Below are 18,526 nucleotides of genomic sequence, written 5' to 3'. Positions count from 1 at the left end.
ACTACCGGTCGCCCTCCCAGCCGTTGAGCCGGACCGTGCGCAGCGCGACGTCGTAGGCGTCGCGCGCGAACGGATAGTCGATGAGCACCAGACGCCCCCACGCCTTGCCGGGACGCCCCACGAGCCGGCTCGGCACCTCCGAGAACCGGCCGGTGAGACGCGCGCCGTAGAGGCTGCCGCCCATGCGGGCGTTGAAGATGATCCCGGCGTTCAGCGTCTGGGGGACCTGGATCAGGGTCGTGGGCGCGGTGGCCAGGCCGTGCGCCACGGGGGGGAAGTCGGTCACGCAGGGCGTGGTGAAGGCCATCTCCCAGGCGACCAGCCGGGGGCCCGGACGCCGGGTCAGGAAGTCCGACAGCCTCACCGCCTCCCGGATCCGGGGGCCGCTGAACGCCAACCAGCCGCCGAACCCGGTGGAGCCGTCCACGGCCCGCACCCGGACCCGGTCGCTCCCGGCCGGCACGGCCGACGCCGGCAGCGCCGCGGTCCGCCACCGGTCGCCGGCGGGGACGGTCGGCGTCCGGGCCGCCACCGGCGCGTCCGTCCCCGCCCGACCGAACTCCAGGACCAGCCGGTTGCCGCCGGTGACCTCGCCGGCGACCGACAGGGCCAGCTCCTGGCCGGGCCGCAGCGCCGGGAGCCGGAACCACGGGCTGGTGAACCGCCCGGTGACCAGATCGCCGCCGCGTTCGCCGGGGAGGAAGCTCCCCCACACGAACCGGTGCGGCCCCTCTCCGACGGGGGGCGTGGGGGAGACCTGCCCGGGGAAGCCCGCCTGCGCCGCGAACCCCGTCCGGTCGGCGGGCTCGGCCTTCCGCGCCTCGGCGGCGTCCAACGGGTCGAGCACCCCGCCGGGCACGTCCGGCAGCACCTCGACCCTGTCGGGCAGTCCGCAGTCGGAGCCGGTCAGATGCCCGATGTTCTGCCGGCCCAGGGTGTAGGAGGCCGGGTCGCGGAAGGGCGCCACCGCGAAGCTCACCAGCATCGCCGCGACCGATGCGGCCGAGGCGAGCACGGCCAGCAGCGCCGGCGAGGCCGCCAGCGCCGCCCGTCCGCGGGCCCGCGGATCGGCGGCGCGGTGCACCGCCGCCCACACGCCCGCGGCCGCCAGCGCTACCGCCGCCCACAGCAGCGGGCTGGACAACGGCAGCCCCAGCGGCGTTATCCGCCTGCCCGCCCACGGCAGCTGGTACTCGCTCCACGGCCACCAGCGGTTGGGCCCGGAGAACGCCAGGGCGGCGGCCAGTGCGACCAGGCCGCCGCCCGCCATGGCGATGACGGCGGTGCCCCGATCGGCGTTCCGGCGGACCGCCAGGACCACGGCGACCGTCGCGACCGTCGCGAACGCCGAGCCCACGCCCGCCAACGCGCCGAAGTGGTGCGACCACTTGGAGGGGGTCAGGCACAGCAGCAGGAACGCCGCCGCCGTGACCGCGGTGGGCAGGTGGACGAGCCGCAGCCCGGCGACGGCGCGGACGTGCCGGGCGACCAGGGCGACCATGGTGATCAGGAGCGCCAGCGTCACCAGCACCGCGACCCGCTTGGCGGCGCCGCCCATGGCGCCCTCGCCGAGCAGGTACTGGTACCGGATCAGCTCCTCGTGCCAGGCGTGGCTGGGGCCGATCTCGTCATGGACCTCGGTGGCCTTGAGCGTGCCGCGCAGGCTCTGCGCCCAGAACATGGCGGTGAGCCCGGCGGAGGCCGCCGCGGCGAGGGCGGCGATCCGCCCGGCCAGTGCCGCCCACGCCCCCGCCGGCAGCCCCGCCCGCAGGGTCCGCCGGATGCGCGGCAGCAGCACCAGGACGGGCGCGAAGACCAAGATCCCCGACGGGGTGACGCTCAGACCCAGCCCGGCCGCCAGCGCCGCCGCCCCCAGCCACGGCAGCCCGCGGACGCCCGCGCCGGGACGGACGCCCCGCAGCAGGAACGCGAACGTCGCGGTGACGCACAGCGCGACCATCGGCTCGGGGCGGATGCCCAGCCCGAACGGCAGCCACCAGGCCAGGAAGAGCACCGCCGTGAGCAGCGCCACCGACGGGCGGCCCGCATGCCGGGGCAGCAGCTCGCGCACCAGCCCGCGGTGGACCAGGAGCCAGGTGAGCGCCCCGGCGAGGACGCTGGGCAGCCGCAGCCACACCGGCGCCAGGCTCACCGGCGCGATCAGCCCGATGATCCGCTGCCACAGCGTGAACGGCGCCTCGGAGGCGTTGTACCAGTGGTAGTAGTTGCCGATGTCCCCGCTGTGCACGGCGTTGCGGATGGTCATCATCGCGTAGCCGTCGTCGGCGGTCATCGGCCCGATGACCGCCCACGCCCCCAGCACGCCGACGACGGCCGCGTCCGCCGCGGCGATCGCCGTCGCCCGCCGTGCCCGCCGTGCCCGCCGTGCCCGGCGGGGCCGGCGGGCACGGCGGGCGTGTTCCGGGACCGCCGGGGCGGCCCGTCGTCCCGCCCGCCACAGCAGCGCCAGGGAAGCGGCGGCCAGCAGCGCCTGCCCGGCGATCAGCGCCTGCTTGAGGCCGGTCGGGGAGGCCTCGAACCAGTTGCGGGCGCGGGCGGTGACGGTGATGCCGCGCGCCTGCTCGGGAGGCAGCCGGGTGACGAACGCGTGGATCTGCGGCACCTGCCCGGCGAGCCGGATGGGCGGCGCGGACCCCACCGTGACGGTGGTGGCGTCGGCGGTGGCGTCCACCGCGACGTCGCAGCCGGCGGGGGACGGGGCGACGGCGGTGACCAGGCGTCCGTTCAGGTGGATCCGCAGCAGGCCGCGTTCGGTCTCCAGCACCAGGGCGCGCCCGGCCCGAACGGACTCCTCACCGCCGGTGGCGAAGACGGTCGTCCGTTCCTCGGCGGCCGGCCTCTGCCGGAGGACGCGGCAGGGCACCCGCAGGCGCATCTCCGCCGGCTCGTACGGCACGAAGAACGCCGTCGTGGAGCGGGGCGCCTCGCCCGCGGGCGGCCAGGTCACCGTCGCCTGGGTGACCAGCACCGGTGCGAAGGGCAGCGCCAGCGCGCACAGCAGTCCCGCGACCCCCGCGAGGAGGGTCGCCGCCGTCATGGCCGGGCGGGGCCGGGGCGCCGAGGGGGCCGGCGCGTCGGATCCGGGGTGGGAGGAGTTCGCCTGGCTCATGCCTGCCGCCGTCGGATGAGGGGATGGGGGTCAATCGGGCGGGGAATCGTGCGAGGACGTCGGCGTCACCCGTGATGACTCCTCTTGCCCCTTGGCGTGTTCGTCGACGGGGAGCCTGCGGAGGAACTCCTCGGTCGGACGGGGCCGGGTGGTCAGGCCCGCCACCAGGCCGCGGCGCAGGGCCCGGCCGAGCCGGGCGCGGTCGGGGGATCTGGCGAGGGCGCGGGCCCAGCGCCGGGCCGTCGCGCCGGCGTACAGGGCGCGCTCCTTCGGTTCCAGGCCGGGGCTGCGGGTGAACAGCCAGATCTTGTTGCGGACCTCGTAGAAGAACCGCGGACCCGGATCGACGTCGATGTCGCCGTAGGTCCTGGTCTTGTGGACGACCACGCTGGCCGGGCACAGCAGCCCGATCCGGCCGCGCAGCAGCCGGGTGGTGAACTCGAAGTCGTCGTTCCACAGGAAGTAGTCGGCGATCGGCAGCCCGCACTCCCGGACCGCCGCCGCGTCCACCAGCACCGACACGAACGACGCCGACCGGATGGGGATGCAGCCCACGCGGTGGGCGGCGGCCCGTTCGGCGGGGGTGGCGCCGGGCTTGGGACGCGGGGTGTTCATCGGGTGCGGCCGGCCGTCGGTCCAGATCACCCGGCTGGCCACCAGCGCGGCGCCGTCCGCGGCGGCCAGCAGCGCCTCCAGCGCGCCCGGCTTGGGGACGGTGTCGTCGTCCATCAGCCAGATCCGCTCGGCGTCGCGTTCCAGCGCCAGCGCCATGCCCGCCGCGAAACCGCCCGCCCCTCCGGTGTTGGCGCCCAGCGCCAGCAGCTCCACCTGGGGGAACCGCTCGCGGACCATCTGCCGGGTGCCGTCGGTGGAGGCGTTGTCCACCACGATGATCAGGTCCGGGGGCCGGGTCTGCTCGATGATCGCGGTCAGCGATTCGGCCAGCAGCTCCCGCCGGTCATGGGTGACGACGACCGCGACGACCCGGGCGTTCACGACCGGTCACCGGGACGCTCGTCGCGCCGGCGGGGGCGGTTCGGCCCGCCCCAGACCCGCCGGCCGGACTCCACGGCGTGCCAGTAGGCCACCCGGGCCCGCATCACCGGCGGGTACTGCTCGCTGAGCCGTCGCACGAACAGCTTGACCGCGGGCTTGCCCAGGACCTCCTCCAGCTCGGCGATCCGGGCGCGCAGCCCGTCGGCCTCGGCCCGGGCCTCCTCGCGGGCCCGCTCCAGTCGCCGCCGGGCCTGCTCGCGCTCCCGCTCCATCCGGCGGATCAGCGCCTCGACGGACCGCAGCGCGGTCTCCAGCAGGGCGTCGTCGCCGACCGGGGCGGCGGCGGGGGCGGGGTCTGCGGGCAGCGCGGGGCGCAGGTCCTCCAGGTCGCCGACGATGTCGTATCCGCCGTCCCGCAGCTCGGAGATCATCGTCTCGGCGCGTTCGACGACCCAGTCGTGGCAGTCCTTCGGCAGCGTGATCCGCCGGTCCCCGGGCAGCTCCACCAGGATCTGCTGGGCGTAGACGTCCTTGAAGATCCGCAGATAGTCCGGCCAGCTCGGCCGCTCCTCCTCGGGCCGGGCCAGCAGCAGCTCGTTGAACTTGCGCAGCAGCTGCGCCTGCGCCATGCCCAGGGACGGGTTGCCGAAGGTGCGCGTGGTGTCGTACCGGGCGGGGTCGATCCCCAGCACGCGGGAGAACCGCTCCCACACCACCGTGGGCGGGGAACCCGGCGGCGGCACCGTCACGATGTGCACGCGTTCGGGCGGGACGTCGCGCGCCCACCGCTCCAGGATCCCCGGCACGTCCTGGAACACCCAGAACGGATGCCGGGGACGGTCCGGGGCGGGGTCCTCCCGCAGCCGCGACAGGTAGGTCTGGTAGGTCACCGGGTTGCGGTTCTTGACCTCCTCCTGCCAGGCGGCCGGGATCTGCCGGGCCAGGTCCCGCATGGTGATGATGAGGTGGACCTCGGCGAAGTCCAGGTCGGCCAGCGCCCGGTCGGCGTGCTCGGGCTCGGCCAGCGCGAACGTCTCGTGGGAGATCAGCGTGCGGCGGGGCCATTCCCGGGCCTCCTCCACCGCCTGCTTCCACGCGCCCGCGATCGCCGGGTCGCGCCAGCCGTCCTGCACGTCCCGTTCCTGCAAGTCGAACGAGGCGCGCAGATGCGCGCCGTGCTCGCGGCCGGTGTACTGCAGTCCTTCCTCGCGCAGGGCCTGCCGGTTATGCCACAGGATGCCCTGCAGGTATGTCGTCCCGCTCTTGGGTGTGCCGATGTGCAGGTAGACGACCGGACGGGAGGGGGTCTGGGACATCGTTCACTTCCTGCGCGGGGAATGCCGTGATGCGCGCCGCGGTCCTGGACGGTCGCCGGGTTGGCTCTCACGGGGCGCGGGTTCCCGGTATCTTAGCGCCCGGTATCGGTAGTACCTCACCCTTCGCTCCCTTTGTTGTGGGCCTCGCAGGGGTGTGCCGGGGGCGCTTACCATCCCCTCCCGCGATCACGCCGGGAGACGGGTGACGGGGCGACCGTGCGGTTTGCGGGGGCCACCAGACGACCGGAAAGGCGCCTGGTGAACGTTGATCTGGTAGTGGTCGGATCCGGGTTCTTCGGCTTGACCGTGGCCGAGCGATGCGCCCGGGACCTGGGACTTCGCGTACTGATCCTGGAGCGCCGGGACCATATCGGGGGGAACTCCTACAGCGAGCTCGAGCCGCGGACCGGCATCGAGATCCACCGGTACGGCGCGCATCTGTTTCACACCTCCAACGAGCGGGTGTGGGAATACGTCAATCGATTCACCTCGTTCACCGATTACCGGCATCGGGTCTACACGGTCTTCCAAGGACGCGTTTATCCGATGCCGATCAATCTGGGCACGATCTGCGCATACTTCGGCCGGGTCTTCACCCCTGACGAGGCCCGCGCGCTGATCGCCGAGCAGGCCGCCGAGATCACCGAGCCGCGCAATCTCGAGGAGAAGGCGATCTCGCTGATCGGCCGCCCGCTGTATGAGGCGTTCATCCGCGGATACACCGCCAAGCAGTGGCAGACCGACCCCAAGGAGCTGCCCGCCGAGATCATCACCCGCCTGCCGGTCCGGTACACCTTCGACAACCGCTACTTCAATGACACCCATGAAGGGCTTCCGGTTGACGGCTACACCCCCTGGCTGGAGCGGATGGCCGATCACCCCAACATCGAGGTGCGGCTGAACACCGACTTCTTCGACCTGCGCGACGACATCGTCGGCAACGTCCCGGTCGTCTACACCGGCCCGCTGGACCGGTACTTCGACTACTCCGAGGGCGAGCTGGGGTGGCGCACCCTGGACTTCGAGCTCGAGGTCAAGGAGACCGGCGACTTCCAGGGCACCGCGGTGATGAACTACGCCGACGAGGAGGTGCCCTATACCCGCATCCACGAGTTCCGGCACTTCCATCCCGAACGCCGCCATTATCCGAGCGATCGGACGGTGATCATGCGGGAGTACTCCCGCTTCGCCGAGCGCGGCGACGAGCCGTATTACCCGATCAACACCCCCGCCGACCGCGCCCGGCTGCTGCGCTACCGGGAGCTGGCCCGCCGGGAGAAGGACGTGCTGTTCGGCGGACGGCTCGGCACCTACAAGTACCTCGACATGCACATGGCCATCGCCAGCGCGCTGAGCATGGTCGACAATCGGCTGCGCCCCCATTTCACCGAGGGCGCGCCGCTCATCAGCGGAGGAGTGGACCAATGACGGCACAGGCAGTGGACCCGGCGACGGCGGACGGCACCGGCGCTCAGGATGTGCCGTTGCGGGTGCTGCAGCGGGTGGTGATGCCCATCGACCGCGACCTGGACGTGCTCAAGCTGTACGTCGACGGGCGGGGAGGCCGCGGGCCGGAGGCGACGGCCGACGCGGCCGAGAGCGCCGCCGGGGAACGCCGGCGCGGACCCGGCGGCGCCCTCGGCCGCCGGAGCCTGACGGTGCCGCCGGGCCGCCGGGTGTCGCTGTGCACCTACTTCAACGCCTTCCCGGCCGGCTACTGGCGGCGGTGGACCGAGGTCTCGCAGGTCACGCTGCGCGCCCGGATCTCCGGTGAGGCGATGCTGATCGTCTATCGGTCCAGCGCCAAGGGGCACAGCCAGCGGGTCGCCTCCCTGTCGGTCGACGACTCCACGCCCCGGGAGCTGACCGTCGAGCTGTCGCTGGAGCCGTTCATCGACGGCGGCTGGTACTGGTTCGACATCGTCGCCGGGGGGCGCGAGGTGGTGCTGGAGAGCGCCGAGTGGTGCGCCGCCACCGAGCGGCCCCGGGGGACCACCAGCATCGGGATCACCACCTACAACCGTCCGGACTTCTGCGTGGGCCAGCTGGAGAAGCTGGTGCAGTTCCCCGAGGTGCTGGAGGTCATCGACGAGGTCTTCGTCATCGACCAGGGCACCGACAGGGTCTCCGACCACCCGCGGTTCGCCGCCGCCGCCGAGGCGCTCGGCGACCGGCTCACCGTGATCACCCAGGGCAACCTGGGCGGCTCCGGCGGGTTCGCCCGCTGCATGGCCGAGACCTTGGACGCCGGGCGCAGCGACTACGTCCTGCTGCTCGACGACGACGTGGTCACCGAGCCCGAGGGCATCCTGCGCGCCGTCACCTTCGCCGACCTGTGCCGCACCCCGACCCTGGTCGGCGGGCACATGTTCAGCCTGTACGCGCGCTCGGTGCTGCACTCCTACGGCGAGACCGTCGAGCCCTACCGGTGGTTCTGGGGCGCGGCCCCCAACACCCGGCCGGGGCACGACTTCGCCAGGGAGCCGCTGTGGTCCACCCCGTGGCTGCACCGCCGGGTGGACGTCGACTACAACGCCTGGTGGATGTGCCTGATCCCGGTCGAGGTGATCCGGCAGATCGGTCTGGCGATGCCGTTCTTCATCAAGTGGGACGACGCCGAGTACGGGCTGCGGGCCCGCAGCGCCGGGTTCCCCACCGTGACCCTGCCGGGCGCGGCGGTGTGGCACATGCCGTTCCACGACAAGGACGACACCATCGACTGGCAGGCCTACTACCACGAGCGCAACCGGCTGGTGTCGGCGCTGGTGCACTCCCCCTACGAGCGGGCCGGCAACCTGCTCAAGGAGAGCCTCTACATCACCGTCAAGCACGCGCTGGCCATGCAGTACTCGGCCGCCGAGCTGATGCTGCAGGCCATGACGGACGTGCTGGAGGGGCCGGAGCACATGCACCGGCAGATCGTCGGCAAGCTCGCCGAGCTGCGGGCCTTCCGGGCGCGGTTCCCCGACGCGCAGGCCAAGAGCCGGATCGACCACTTCCCGCCGGTGCGCCGGGAGAAGCCGCCGAAGAAGGGCCGGGGCGTGCGGGTGCCGAAGGGCCGCCGGGCGATGTACGCCCACGCGGCCGGCGCCGCGGTCAAGCAGCTGCTGCCGGTCAAGGAGTTCGCCCGGCGGTTCCCGCAGACCGCGGTGCCGCACATGGACCAGCGCTGGTGGCTGCTCACCCAGTTCGACAGCGCGCTGGTCTCGTCGGCCGACGGCACCAAGGTCGCCTGGTACCAGCGCGACCCGAGCCGCTTCCGCTCGCTGATCCGGCGGACGCTGGCGCTGCACGCCCGCCTCGCCAAGGAGTGGCCGCGGCTGGCCGAGGACTACCGGGCGGCGATGGGCGAGGTGACCTCCCCCGACCGGTGGAAGCGCACCTTCGAGGCGTCGGTGCGCGAACGGCAGTGATCGGCATGGCGGCCCCCACGGTGACCGGGGAACTGGTGGAGCCCGGCCGCGGCGGAGGACTGCGCGCGGTGATCCGGCGCCGGTATCTGCTGCGGCTGCTGGTGCGCCGGGAGCTGAAGGCCCGCTACAAGAGCTCGCTGCTGGGGCTCGGCTGGTCGTATGTGCGGCCGGCGGTGTCGTTCGCGGTGTACTTCTTCGTGGTCGGCGTGTTCCTGGGAGTGGACGACGCGATCGAGGACTTCGCGGTCTTCCTCTTCTCCGGGATGGTGCTGATGCACTTCTTCAACGACGCCCTGCACGCCTCCACCCGGTCGGTCACCGGCAACGCCCCGCTGGTGCGCAAGGTGTTCCTGCCGCGCGAGACGTTCCCGGTGGCGGCGTACCTGGTGTCGTTGGTGCACATGGTGCCGGGCCTGCTGATCCTGCTGGCCGGCGCGCTGGCGAGCGGATGGCGGCCGGACCCGGTGGGGATGGGCGCCGCGGTACTGGGGTTCGCGATCACGGCGCTGCTGGCGCTGGGCCTGGCGCTGCTGTGCTCGGCGGTGAACGTGCTGCTGCGCGACCTGGAGCAGGCGGTGGACGTGCTCATGGTCGTGTTCACCTGGTCGGTGCCGATGATCTACCCCTGGACCCAGGTCCGCGACAACGCGCCGGCGTGGGTGCTGGACGTGTACCTGGCCAATCCGCTGGTGACCGCGGTGTCGCTGTTCCAGCGGGCGTTCTGGTACCCCGGCACGGACCGCTCCTTCGAGTTCCCGCCGGACCTGTATCCGCGGGCCGTCGCGGCGCTGGCGGTCGGGGCGGCGGTGCTGCTGCTGGGCAGGTACGTCTTCGGCCGGCTGCACGGCCGTTTCGCGCAGGAGCTGTGATCCGATGGCGACGTCGATCATCGTGGACTCGGTCACCAAGACGTTCACCCTGCGGCACGCGCGTTCGCTGCGCGAGCTGACGGTGCGGATGGCGCGGCGGCAGAGCCTCTCGGAGCGGTTCTGCGCGGTGGAGGACGTGAGCTTCACCGTCGAGGAGGGCGAGACGCTCGCCCTGATGGGGCTGAACGGGTCGGGCAAGAGCACCCTGCTGAAGATGATCTCCGGGGTGCTGCTGCCGGACCGCGGCTCGGTGCGGGTCCGCGGGCGGGTGGCCGGGCTGATCGACGTCGGCGCCGGGCTGCATCCGGAGCTGACCGGCCGGGAGAACATCTTCCTCAACGCGGCCATCCTCGGCATGACCGAGGCGGAGACCCGGCGCAAGTTCGACGCCATCGTGGAGTTCGCCGGGGTGGGGCGGTTCCTGGACAGCCAGGTGAAGTTCTACTCCTCGGGGATGTTCATGCGGCTGGGCTTCTCCATCGCCGCGCACACCGAGCCGGACGTCTTCCTGATCGACGAGGCGCTGGCGGTGGGCGATCCGCCGTTCCGGCAGCGGTGCCTGGCGCGCATCCGGGAGCTCCGCGACCAGGGCATGACCATGGTGATCGTGGCGCACGACATCAAGCTGCTCACCGAGCTGTGCTCGCGGGGCATCATGATGCGGCGCGGGCGGCTGGTCTTCGACGGCGACGTGGCGGTCGCCGGCGAGATGTGGCGGGAGGACCGCCGGGCCAAGGCCAGGGCCGCGCGGTCCTCCTGAGCCTCACGGGCAGCTCTGCCCGGCGCAGCTGCGCAGCAGGTGCAGCCGTCTGGCCAGGTCTTCGCGCACCTTCCGGAGCGCGGGATCGGCGTGCCGGGACTGGACCTGGTAGGGGTCGGTGAGCAGGTCGTACAGCTCCCGCTCGCCGGTGGAGTGCTCCACGTACAGATAGCGTTCGGTGCGGATCGCCGTGTACCAGGGGGTCGTGCCGACGCGCGGCCCGGTCTCCAGCAGCATGTCGCGCGAGCGGGGCGCGGCCGTCCCCAGGAACGACCGGCCGTCAATCGCGATCCCGGGCTTGGCCCGCGCCGCCGCCAGCACCGTGGCGGTCAGGTCGACGGTGGTGACGAACCGCTGCTCGGTCCTCCCGCGTTGCACGCCCGGCCCCCGGACGATCAGCGGCACCCGGATGGACTGCTCGTAGGGGTGCTCTTTGAAGTTGATGCGGTGGTCGCCCTCCATCATGCCGTTGTCGGAGGTGAAGAAGATCAACGTGTTGTCCAGCTGACCGGTGCTGCGCAGCGACTCCACGATCCGGGCCACCATGTCGTCGACCGCCAGCAGCGATTGCAGCCGTCTTCGGTGGTCGTGGTCGAGCTGCAGGGGGTTCTGCGGGGCGAGCCGCTGGATGTGCCGGGGCTTGTCGGACACGTCGGCCTCGTTGAACGCCGGGGTCCGCGGCAGCCGCGCGTCCGGCAGGGCGGTCTGGTGACGCGGGGCGGGCCGCGGGGCCGTCCATCTGCCTTGGCCGCTCACCGCGGGCAGCTCCGGATGCGGCGCCAGGGTGTTGATGGACAGGAAGAAGGGCCGGTCGGCGTGGGGGCGGCGGGTGATGTAGTCGACCGCCTTGGAGGCCAGCACGTCGGTCTGGTAGAGCCCGCGCTGCGGGGTGTGCATGTCGCCGTAGGTGCGCAGCCGGCCGTTCTCGTTGATGGTGTAGCCGAACATGGTGTAGGTGGACGGGCCGACCAGCCCGTACCAGTCGCTCCAGCCCGGCGGGATCTCTGTGCGGCGGTGGGCCCCGTAGCCGTTGAGGAACTTGCCGATGTGCGCGGTGGAGTAGCCGGCGCGCGTCAGCCACACCGGCAGGGTCTCGGTCTTGCGCAGTCCTTCATAGCCGCCGCCGGTGGCCTCGGAGTTGTCGGTGATCCCGTGGTTGTGGGCGTACTGGCCGGTCAGGAAACTGGCCCGGGACGGCGCGCACAGCGGGGTGGAGGAGAAGGAGTTGGCGTAGGTGGTGCCCTGCTCGGCCAGCAGGCGGCGCACGTTCGGCATCACCGACAGCGAGGCGACGTCCTGGTCGTCGGTGGTGATCACGACGATGTTGGGGCGCTGGGAGGGCGGCGGGGGCGGGGGCACCGCCGCGTGCGCCTGGTCGTCCTGGGAGGGCTTGGAGTCGTTCACCGAGAGCACGGTCAGGCCCGTGAGGGTGGCGGCCGTCGCGAGCGCCGCGGTCGACCAGATGCCGATGCGGCGGGCTTTGCTGCCCGGTTTCATGAACCTCCTCGTGCCCGGGGCGCCCCCTTGCGCCGGGTACGGTCGTGGCGGGGCCTCGGCGGCCCGCGCAGCCGACCTTATCTCCGGAATGGGGGTAGATGAGGGGAATGGTCCATTTTCTGTGCCGTTCCCGTGCTGTGGCCTGCCATGGTGGTGCATCGTGCAGGGTGCCGTCCGTCCCGGTGCCGTGTGCCTAGAAGCCTTCTGTCCGTTCTCTTCCTGAGCGTGTTTGATGGGGTAAATGTTGCTGTTCGTTGTGGAGTGTGTTCCGTGTTCTGTTGAACGACGCGCGGATTCGTCCCATGGTCCTTAGTCTGTACGGGTACGGACCCCGACCAGCGAGTGCCCATGCCACCCGCCGAACCGACGACTCCCTGGGGCGCTGACGTGACGGACGTGACGAGCGGGCCGGCGACGAGGCGTCTGGTGCGATCCGACCGCGTTCACGTGGGCTGGCGCTATGCACAGGTGCATCCCGATCCGGGGCCGCCGCCGCGCTGTCCCCGGCCGCCCGAGCCCGTTCCGCCGCCGGGTCCGGTGTACCCCTCCGACCGCGACCATCTGCTGGAACGGCCGGTCCAGGTTACCGCCGCGGGGGCGGGGGCCGGTGCGGCGGTCTGCCTGCTGCTGGCGGCGGCCGGCCTGATGCCCTGGCGGTTCGCCGCGGCGGCGCTGGTGGCCTGCGGGATCATCGCCCTGATCACCGGCTACCCGATCTGGCAGCGCCGTCGCGTCCTGCGCGACCGGATGCGGGCCGAGCAGGAGCGCCGCGAACGCCAGCGCCGCGAACGCGAAGAACGGATGCGCCGGGCCCGGGAGCGGCATCTCGCCGAGTACCGGGAGTGGGAGCGCCGCCGCCGGGCGTACGAGAACCAGCGCGAGTGGTACCCGGTCGCCGTCCCGCCCGGCGTGGACCGGGTGGACGTGGTGGGCGGCACGCTGGCCGGCTGGGCCGCCGCGGTCACCACCATGGGCGCGGGCCGGCTGGCGGCCGGGGCCAGGCTCACCGTGCTGGACCTGTCGGAGGGCGCGGTCGCGCACGACCTGGTCCGGCTGGCCGCCGACCGCGGCGACGACCCGCTGGTGTGGGTCCTGCCCGAGGACCTGCCCCGGCTGGACCTGACCAGCGGCCTGTCCGCCGACGCGCTCGCCGACGTGCTGTCGCTGGTGGTCGGCGCGGGCGAGGGCGAAGGCGCCTCCGGCGACCTGGCGTTCGACAACGCGATCCTGGAGCGGATCGTCTCCGAGGTGTTCGGCGGACACGCCGCCATCCCGCAGATCACCGCCGCGCTCCGCGCTCTGGCGCAGGTCGGCGATCCCCGGGAGGACCTGCGGCGGGGACTGCTCACCGACGAGCAGCTGACCCGCGTCACCACCATGTACGGCCGGGACGCCGCCGACCGGATCGTGATCCGCCGGGCCTGGGCGCTGGAGGCTCGGCTGCGCAAACTGGAGGGTCTGGGCAGCGACCCGGTCCGGCTGCCGCCGTCCCGGCTGCACGTGGTGTCGCTGGACCGCCGCGCCGGAGTGCTCACCAACCGGGTCCTCGGCACCTATGTCGCCACCGCCCTCACCCACCGGATCCGCTCCTCCCCGCCGGTGCGCCGCTGGGAGCACACGGTGTTCCTGTGCGGGGCCGAGAAGCTGCGCGGGGACGTGCTGGACCGCCTGATCGACGCCTGCGAGGCCACCGGCACCGGCCTGGTCCTGCTGTACCGCTCGATCCCCCCGCACGTCCGGGAGCGCCTCGGCCGCGGCGGCCGCGCCGCCGTCGGCTTCATGCGCCTGGGGAACGCCGAGGACGCCCGCGTGGCCGCCGAGCACATCGGCACCGGCCGCCGCCTGCTGGTCGCCGAGCTCACCGACGCCGCCGCCTCCGCCGCCCCGCCCGAGTCCGCCGAGTCCGGGTACGCCAGCACCATCGCCTACGCCCGGGTCCGCGGCGACGCCCTCACCGACCCGGTGTGGGCCCCGCTGCCCGCCCCCGCCGCCGACGACTCGGCCCTGGTCGCCGGGATCTCCCAGGCCACCGCCTGGCCCAGCACCCTCCCCGCCACCGGACGCTGCCGGAACTCCCGGGAGCTGCTGGTCGAGCCGCACGAGCTCCAGGAGCTGCCCCCCACGGCGATGATCTTCACGCACGCCGCCCCCGACGGCCGCCGCATCCTCCTGGTCGACGCCAACCCCGGCATCATCACCCTGCCCACCGCCCACTCGCTGGAGTACGAGGAGTACCTCCGCCAGCAGGCCGCCGAACAGGCCGCCGGGGAGGCCGTCGAACCGGCCGCCGGGCCGGCCGTGGAGCCGTCCGCCGGCCGAGCCGTCGAGCAGGCCGTCGAGCGGTCCGTCGAGGAAGCCGCCGAGCCGGCCGTGGAACGGCCCGGCGGGATGAGGGCCGCGGCCCTCGAGGCCCCGGCCGAGCGGTCCGCCGTCCCCGAGGCGTCCTCCTCTCCGTCCCCGGAGGGCCTCGACGCCTCCTGACCCGGCCGCGGCGCACGGCCGCGCGCCGGGGCGGGGGTCGGGCGGCCGCCTTCGCGGGCTGGGCGGAGCGGACCTCGGACGGGATCTTCGACGCAGGGTGCCGAGCGCGGTGGCCGACATCGGCCACCGCGCTCATTTTGATCTTGACGGTCCTGCGGACGGAGCCGATGATCTCCCCGGCTTGGGATTTGCGTGACATATGGGACGCATCGCACCTCGTGCTCTCTTTGTCACGTCTGGTACCTGGAGGTGACGATGCGGCTGCGTCGGGCCGGGGCCGGTGAACGCGTGAGGAGGCGAGTGTCGGACTCGGCGGCCTCGCCCGCGCTCAGGATGAGGTCGTGGTCGCCCGGCAGCAGATGCAGCCGCCCGGACGGGACGTACATCCGCTCATGGCCCTCATGGGGCTCGGCGCCCGCAGGCGCCGAGCCGCCCTCCGGCCGGGGCCCCGCGCCGGTCACAGGTCGTCGAAGGTCAGGTCGCGGGCCAGGTCGTCCCACGGCATGTCGTGCATCCGCGCCGCGGCGCGGGGGTGGACGATCTGATCGCTCGGCTCCTGGAACCAGATGACGTACAGGAAGGTCCGCCACCAGTCGCCCACCGCCCGCGGGGTGGGCGGTCCGTCGAACATGCCGACGCACTGCACCGGCGGCAGGGTCTCCAGGGGCTCGTCCCGGAGGTCCGTCGTCTGGGGGTGCACGGTCCGTTCGGGCGGGACGACGTAGGACGGCGTGTGCCTCTTCCGCAGACCCTCGATGAGGTCGTCGTTGAACGAGGCCGTCGGCGCCCCCTCGATCAGGCCTCCATAGGTCATCTGCATCTCGATCGAGACGAGCCGGATCACGCCCCGGCGGATCTCGATCGAGCAGATCTCGTTCGGTTGCTTCATCGGTCGTCGTTCGATCCAGCGGCGGCTCCGTGACGACGGAGCGTCGACGTTCGCCCCGTTCGGGGCGTTCACCCCACTGTGTGTCTTTTATCACAGTGTGTGCATCACGGTGTCGGGAGCCGGGTCCTGTGGCGGGGGAGAAGGCGGGATTGATAGGGATGTGCGGATGAACGACTTCCCCCCTGTGACGCCCGTCGGCGACGTGCTGAGCGGGCCCTGGTATCGGATCACGGCGGTGCCCGCGGCGGAGCGGGAGGCGTCGGCGGAATGGGACTTCGTGACGGTCCTCCCGGCGGCGCTCTCGGCCCGGCAGCAGGGGCGGGCGTTCGTCGTGGGCTGGCTGTCCCGGGGCGGCGGGGCGCCGCTGGAGCTGATCACCAACGCCGGGCCGGTCGGCGAGGGGCACGAAGGGCTGCTGTTCCCCAACGGGGCACGGGGCGTCCGGGTCGGGGACGAGTGGCTGCGGCAGGCCGAGCGGATGGTGTGGGTGCGCTGCCCGGGACGGGCCGCGCCGCCGGTGCACCGCGGAACGGACCGGCAGGGGCCGACCCTGTTCGAGTCGACGCTGGTGACGCTGATGGACCGGCCGTTCGGGTGGATCGTGGTGGCCGAGCCCGCCGACGAGCGGCTGATCGATCAGGAGATGCGGGACCTGCAGCACGAGCTGCGGATCCTGCGCCGCGGCGAGGACGAGCAGGCCCGGCTGGCGGTGGAGCGCGCCAACCGGCGGCTGGCCGAGCTGGACGCCTTCCACCAGGCCGGGCTGTGGCACGTGCGGGTGCTGGCGGGGGCGGCCTCGCCGCAGGAGCTGGCCCGGATCGCGCCGGTGCTGGTCGGCTCGATGGAGCTGACCCGCCACCCCTACCGGCTGCGCGCCTGGTACGGGTCCGGGCGCCTTCATGAGATGCTGCAGCCGACCACCCCGCCCCCCGCCTCGCACCGGAACGTCTCCGACGCCGAGCTGCGCTACCCGTTCACCGCCACCGCCGGTCCTCTGGCGGCGCTGGCGGGGCTGCCGCGCCGGGAGGTCCCGGGACTGCGGGTGGTGGAGCCCGGCTACTTCGACGTCACCTCCGAGACCGCCGCCGACCCCGACGGCCCGCCGATCGAGCTGGGCGCCATCCTGGACGGCCAGGACCGACGGGTGGGCGCGTTCACGGTGCCGCGCTCCACCGTCAACCGGCACGTGTTCGTCACCGGCGCGACCGGCGCCGGCAAGTCCCAGACCGTCCGTCACCTGCTGGAGCAGCTCACCCGGGCGGGCGTGCCGTGGCTGGCGATCGAGCCCGCCAAGTCCGAGTACGCCGCGATGGCCGGGCGGATCGAGGACCTGGGCGCGAACGTCACCGTGATCAACCCGGCCGACCCCCATGCGGTGCCGCTGTCGGTGAACCCGCTGGCGCCCGAACCGGGCTACCCGGTGCAGGCGCACATCGACATGGTGCGGGCGCTGTTCCAGGCCGCCTTCGACGCCGAGGAGCCGTTCCCGCAGATCATGTCGCAGGCGCTGCAGCGGGTGTACGAGGCCAACGGCTGGGACGTGGTCACCGGGGCGGGCATGCCGGGCTCGCGGGTGGAGCCCACCGTGCCGACGCTGGAGCAGCTGCAGAAGGCGGCGCTGGAGGTGATCGGCGAGGTCGGGTACGGCCGGGAGCTGATGGCCGACGTCAAGGGGTTCGTGGACGTGCGGCTGCGGTCGCTGCGGATCGGCTCCGCGGGCCGGTTCTTCGAAGGCGGGCATCCGGCCGACATCGGCGGGCTGCTGCGCGAGAACGTGGTGCTGGCCATCGAGGACGTCGCCAACGACGAGGACAAGGCGTTCCTCATGGGCACGCTGATCATCCGGATCGTGGAGCATCTGCGGATGCGGGCGCGCGAGCCGGGCTCCGAGCCCGGCGGGCTGCGGCACGTCATCGTGATCGAGGAGGCGCATCGGCTGCTGCGCAACCGCGGCCCCGAGCGCGCCAGCTCGCACGCGGTGGAGCTGTTCGCCGGGATGCTGGCGGAGATCCGCGCCTACGGCACCGGGATCATCGTGGCCGAGCAGATCCCCACCAAGCTCGTCCCCGACGTCATCAAGAACACCGCGCTCAAGGTCGTCCACCGGCTTCCCGCGCTGGACGACCGTCACCAGGTCGGCGCGGCGATGAACCTCGACGAGGAGCAGTCCCGCGAGGTGGTGTCGCTGCGGCCGGGGGTGGCGGCGGTGTTCGCCGACGGGATGGACCGGCCGCTGCGGGTCCGCGTCCCGCACGGCGAGGGGCGGGAGAAGGCGCGCCCCAGCCCGCCGCCGCCCATCCACGGCCGCCGCTCGGCCGCCTGCGGCGGAGAGTGCCGGTCCGGGCGCGCCTGCACCCTGTACGAGCTGCGGGAGGCCGACCTGCTGGCCGAGGACGCCGACTGGGCCTGGCTGCGGGTGTGGGCCGACACCCTGGTGCTCGCCCATGTGGTCGACCGGCCGCTGCCGACGGTGCCGCCGGAGCTGAGCCGCGCCTGGTCCCGGCTGGTCCCGCGGCTGCGCGAGTGCATGCTGGCGACGGTGGTGGAGCGGTGCGTGTCCCGCCGGGCCTGGGCGCTGCAGCGGTCCTATGCGCCCGACTCGCTGGCCGAGGAGGCGGCGCGGGTCGCCCGGAGCCTGCTGGACGGCGCCCACGAGGAGGCCGGCCGGCGGCCCGGTCCCGACTGGGTGATCGGCCAGATCCGCTGGCTGCACGAGATGGACCGGATCTTCCCCTACGACGGCAAGCCCGACAAGCACGCCCCGGCCCCGCCGCTGGACTATCCGCTGCCCGGGCTGCGGCAGGCCCCGGACGCCCGGGTGGGGCACCGGCTGCGGGCGCTGCGGCGCCATCCGCTGTCGATGGAGGTCGCCGCCAACCGGTCGATCGCGCTGGCGGCCCTCGGCTGGGACGAGGAGCACAACGGCTTCTTCGAGGACCTGGCCACGGTCGCGATCGGGCTGGACACCGAGGAGGCGCTGGTCGAGACGGCCCGGGCCATGCGCGTCGCCTCCTGGCTGGAGCCGGTGCTGACCTGGCCGGAACGCTTCATCGCCCCGTTCGAGGATCCGGAGGCGGCCATTCCCTTCCTGACGGAGGACTGAAAACCCGCCGTTCCGTCACGCCGTCCCTGTTTGTGTGAACAGGCGGCGTGACACGCCGTAAGAGGGTAAGAA

At 72.9% G+C, this 18,526-nt stretch carries 12 protein-coding genes; 6 read left to right on the top strand and 6 right to left on the bottom strand.

The genetic code is table 11. The features are described 5' to 3' along the window. Position 1: 1 nt before the first annotated feature. Genes EIO00_RS12085 through EIO00_RS12075 form a run of 3 tightly spaced genes read right to left on the bottom strand, consistent with a single transcriptional unit; the run spans position 2 to position 5,442 of the window. Entirely contained in the window at positions 2–3,130 is a 3,129-nt protein-coding gene (locus EIO00_RS12085; protein ID WP_140178210.1) for an arabinosyltransferase domain-containing protein, read from the bottom strand. A 30-nt stretch (positions 3,131–3,160) separates the two neighbouring features. After that, positions 3,161–4,126, bottom strand: a complete 966-nt coding sequence (locus EIO00_RS12080) for a glycosyltransferase (RefSeq protein ID WP_140178208.1) — start codon at positions 4,124–4,126, stop codon at positions 3,161–3,163. After that, positions 4,123–5,442, bottom strand: coding sequence for a hypothetical protein (locus EIO00_RS12075; protein WP_140178206.1), 1,320 nt, complete (start codon positions 5,440–5,442; stop codon positions 4,123–4,125). The genes EIO00_RS12080 and EIO00_RS12075 overlap by 4 nt, the downstream gene beginning before the upstream one ends. A 258-nt stretch (positions 5,443–5,700) precedes the next feature. Here EIO00_RS12075 and glf point away from each other — a divergent pair, with 258 nt between their 5' ends. From glf to EIO00_RS12055, 4 genes are read left to right on the top strand one after another with little or no spacing between them, the layout of a single operon-like run. Beyond that, positions 5,701–6,870: a UDP-galactopyranose mutase gene (gene glf, locus EIO00_RS12070; protein WP_140178204.1), complete on the top strand. Its 1,170-nt coding sequence runs from the start codon at positions 5,701–5,703 to the stop codon at positions 6,868–6,870. Beyond that, on the top strand, positions 6,867–8,855 hold the full coding sequence (locus EIO00_RS12065; protein WP_140178202.1) for a glycosyltransferase: 1,989 nt from the start codon (positions 6,867–6,869) through the stop codon (positions 8,853–8,855). The genes glf and EIO00_RS12065 overlap by 4 nt, the downstream gene beginning before the upstream one ends. A 5-nt stretch (positions 8,856–8,860) precedes the next feature. Further along, a complete protein-coding gene (locus tag EIO00_RS12060) occupies positions 8,861–9,724 on the top strand; it encodes an ABC transporter permease (RefSeq protein WP_140178200.1) in 864 nt (287 codons plus the stop codon). Positions 9,725–9,728: 4 nt separating this feature from the next. Continuing rightward, on the top strand, positions 9,729–10,484 hold the full coding sequence (locus EIO00_RS12055) for an ABC transporter ATP-binding protein (RefSeq protein WP_140178198.1): 756 nt from the start codon (positions 9,729–9,731) through the stop codon (positions 10,482–10,484). 3 nt (positions 10,485–10,487) lie between these two features. On the opposite strand, the gene EIO00_RS12050 is transcribed toward EIO00_RS12055, so the two are convergent. Further along, positions 10,488–11,981, bottom strand: a complete 1,494-nt coding sequence (locus EIO00_RS12050) for a sulfatase family protein (protein WP_161602706.1) — start codon at positions 11,979–11,981, stop codon at positions 10,488–10,490. A gap of 426 nt (positions 11,982–12,407) precedes the next feature. On the opposite strand from EIO00_RS12050, the gene EIO00_RS12045 reads away from it, so the two are divergent. Continuing rightward, entirely contained in the window at positions 12,408–14,462 is a 2,055-nt protein-coding gene (locus tag EIO00_RS12045) for a hypothetical protein (RefSeq protein ID WP_175596198.1), read from the top strand. Between the two features lie 230 nt (positions 14,463–14,692). Here the strand turns inward: EIO00_RS12045 and EIO00_RS24800 are convergent, their stop codons facing one another. Further along, entirely contained in the window at positions 14,693–14,848 is a 156-nt protein-coding gene (locus EIO00_RS24800; protein ID WP_175596197.1) for a hypothetical protein, read from the bottom strand. A 71-nt stretch (positions 14,849–14,919) separates the two neighbouring features. Beyond that, a complete protein-coding gene (locus EIO00_RS12035) occupies positions 14,920–15,351 on the bottom strand; it encodes a hypothetical protein (protein WP_140178194.1) in 432 nt (143 codons plus the stop codon). Positions 15,352–15,517: 166 nt separating this feature from the next. On the opposite strand from EIO00_RS12035, the gene EIO00_RS12030 reads away from it, so the two are divergent. Next, entirely contained in the window at positions 15,518–18,454 is a 2,937-nt protein-coding gene (locus tag EIO00_RS12030; protein WP_140178192.1) for an ATP-binding protein, read from the top strand. Positions 18,455–18,526: the final 72 nt, after the last annotated feature.

The sequence above is a fragment of the Thermomonospora catenispora genome, assembly GCF_006363815.1.
In the GTDB taxonomy this organism is placed as follows: Bacteria; Actinomycetota; Actinomycetes; order Streptosporangiales; family Streptosporangiaceae; genus Thermomonospora; species Thermomonospora catenispora.
The sequence above is the reverse complement of the archived record's forward strand: the minus strand, read 5'-3'. Positions and strand labels throughout refer to the sequence as shown.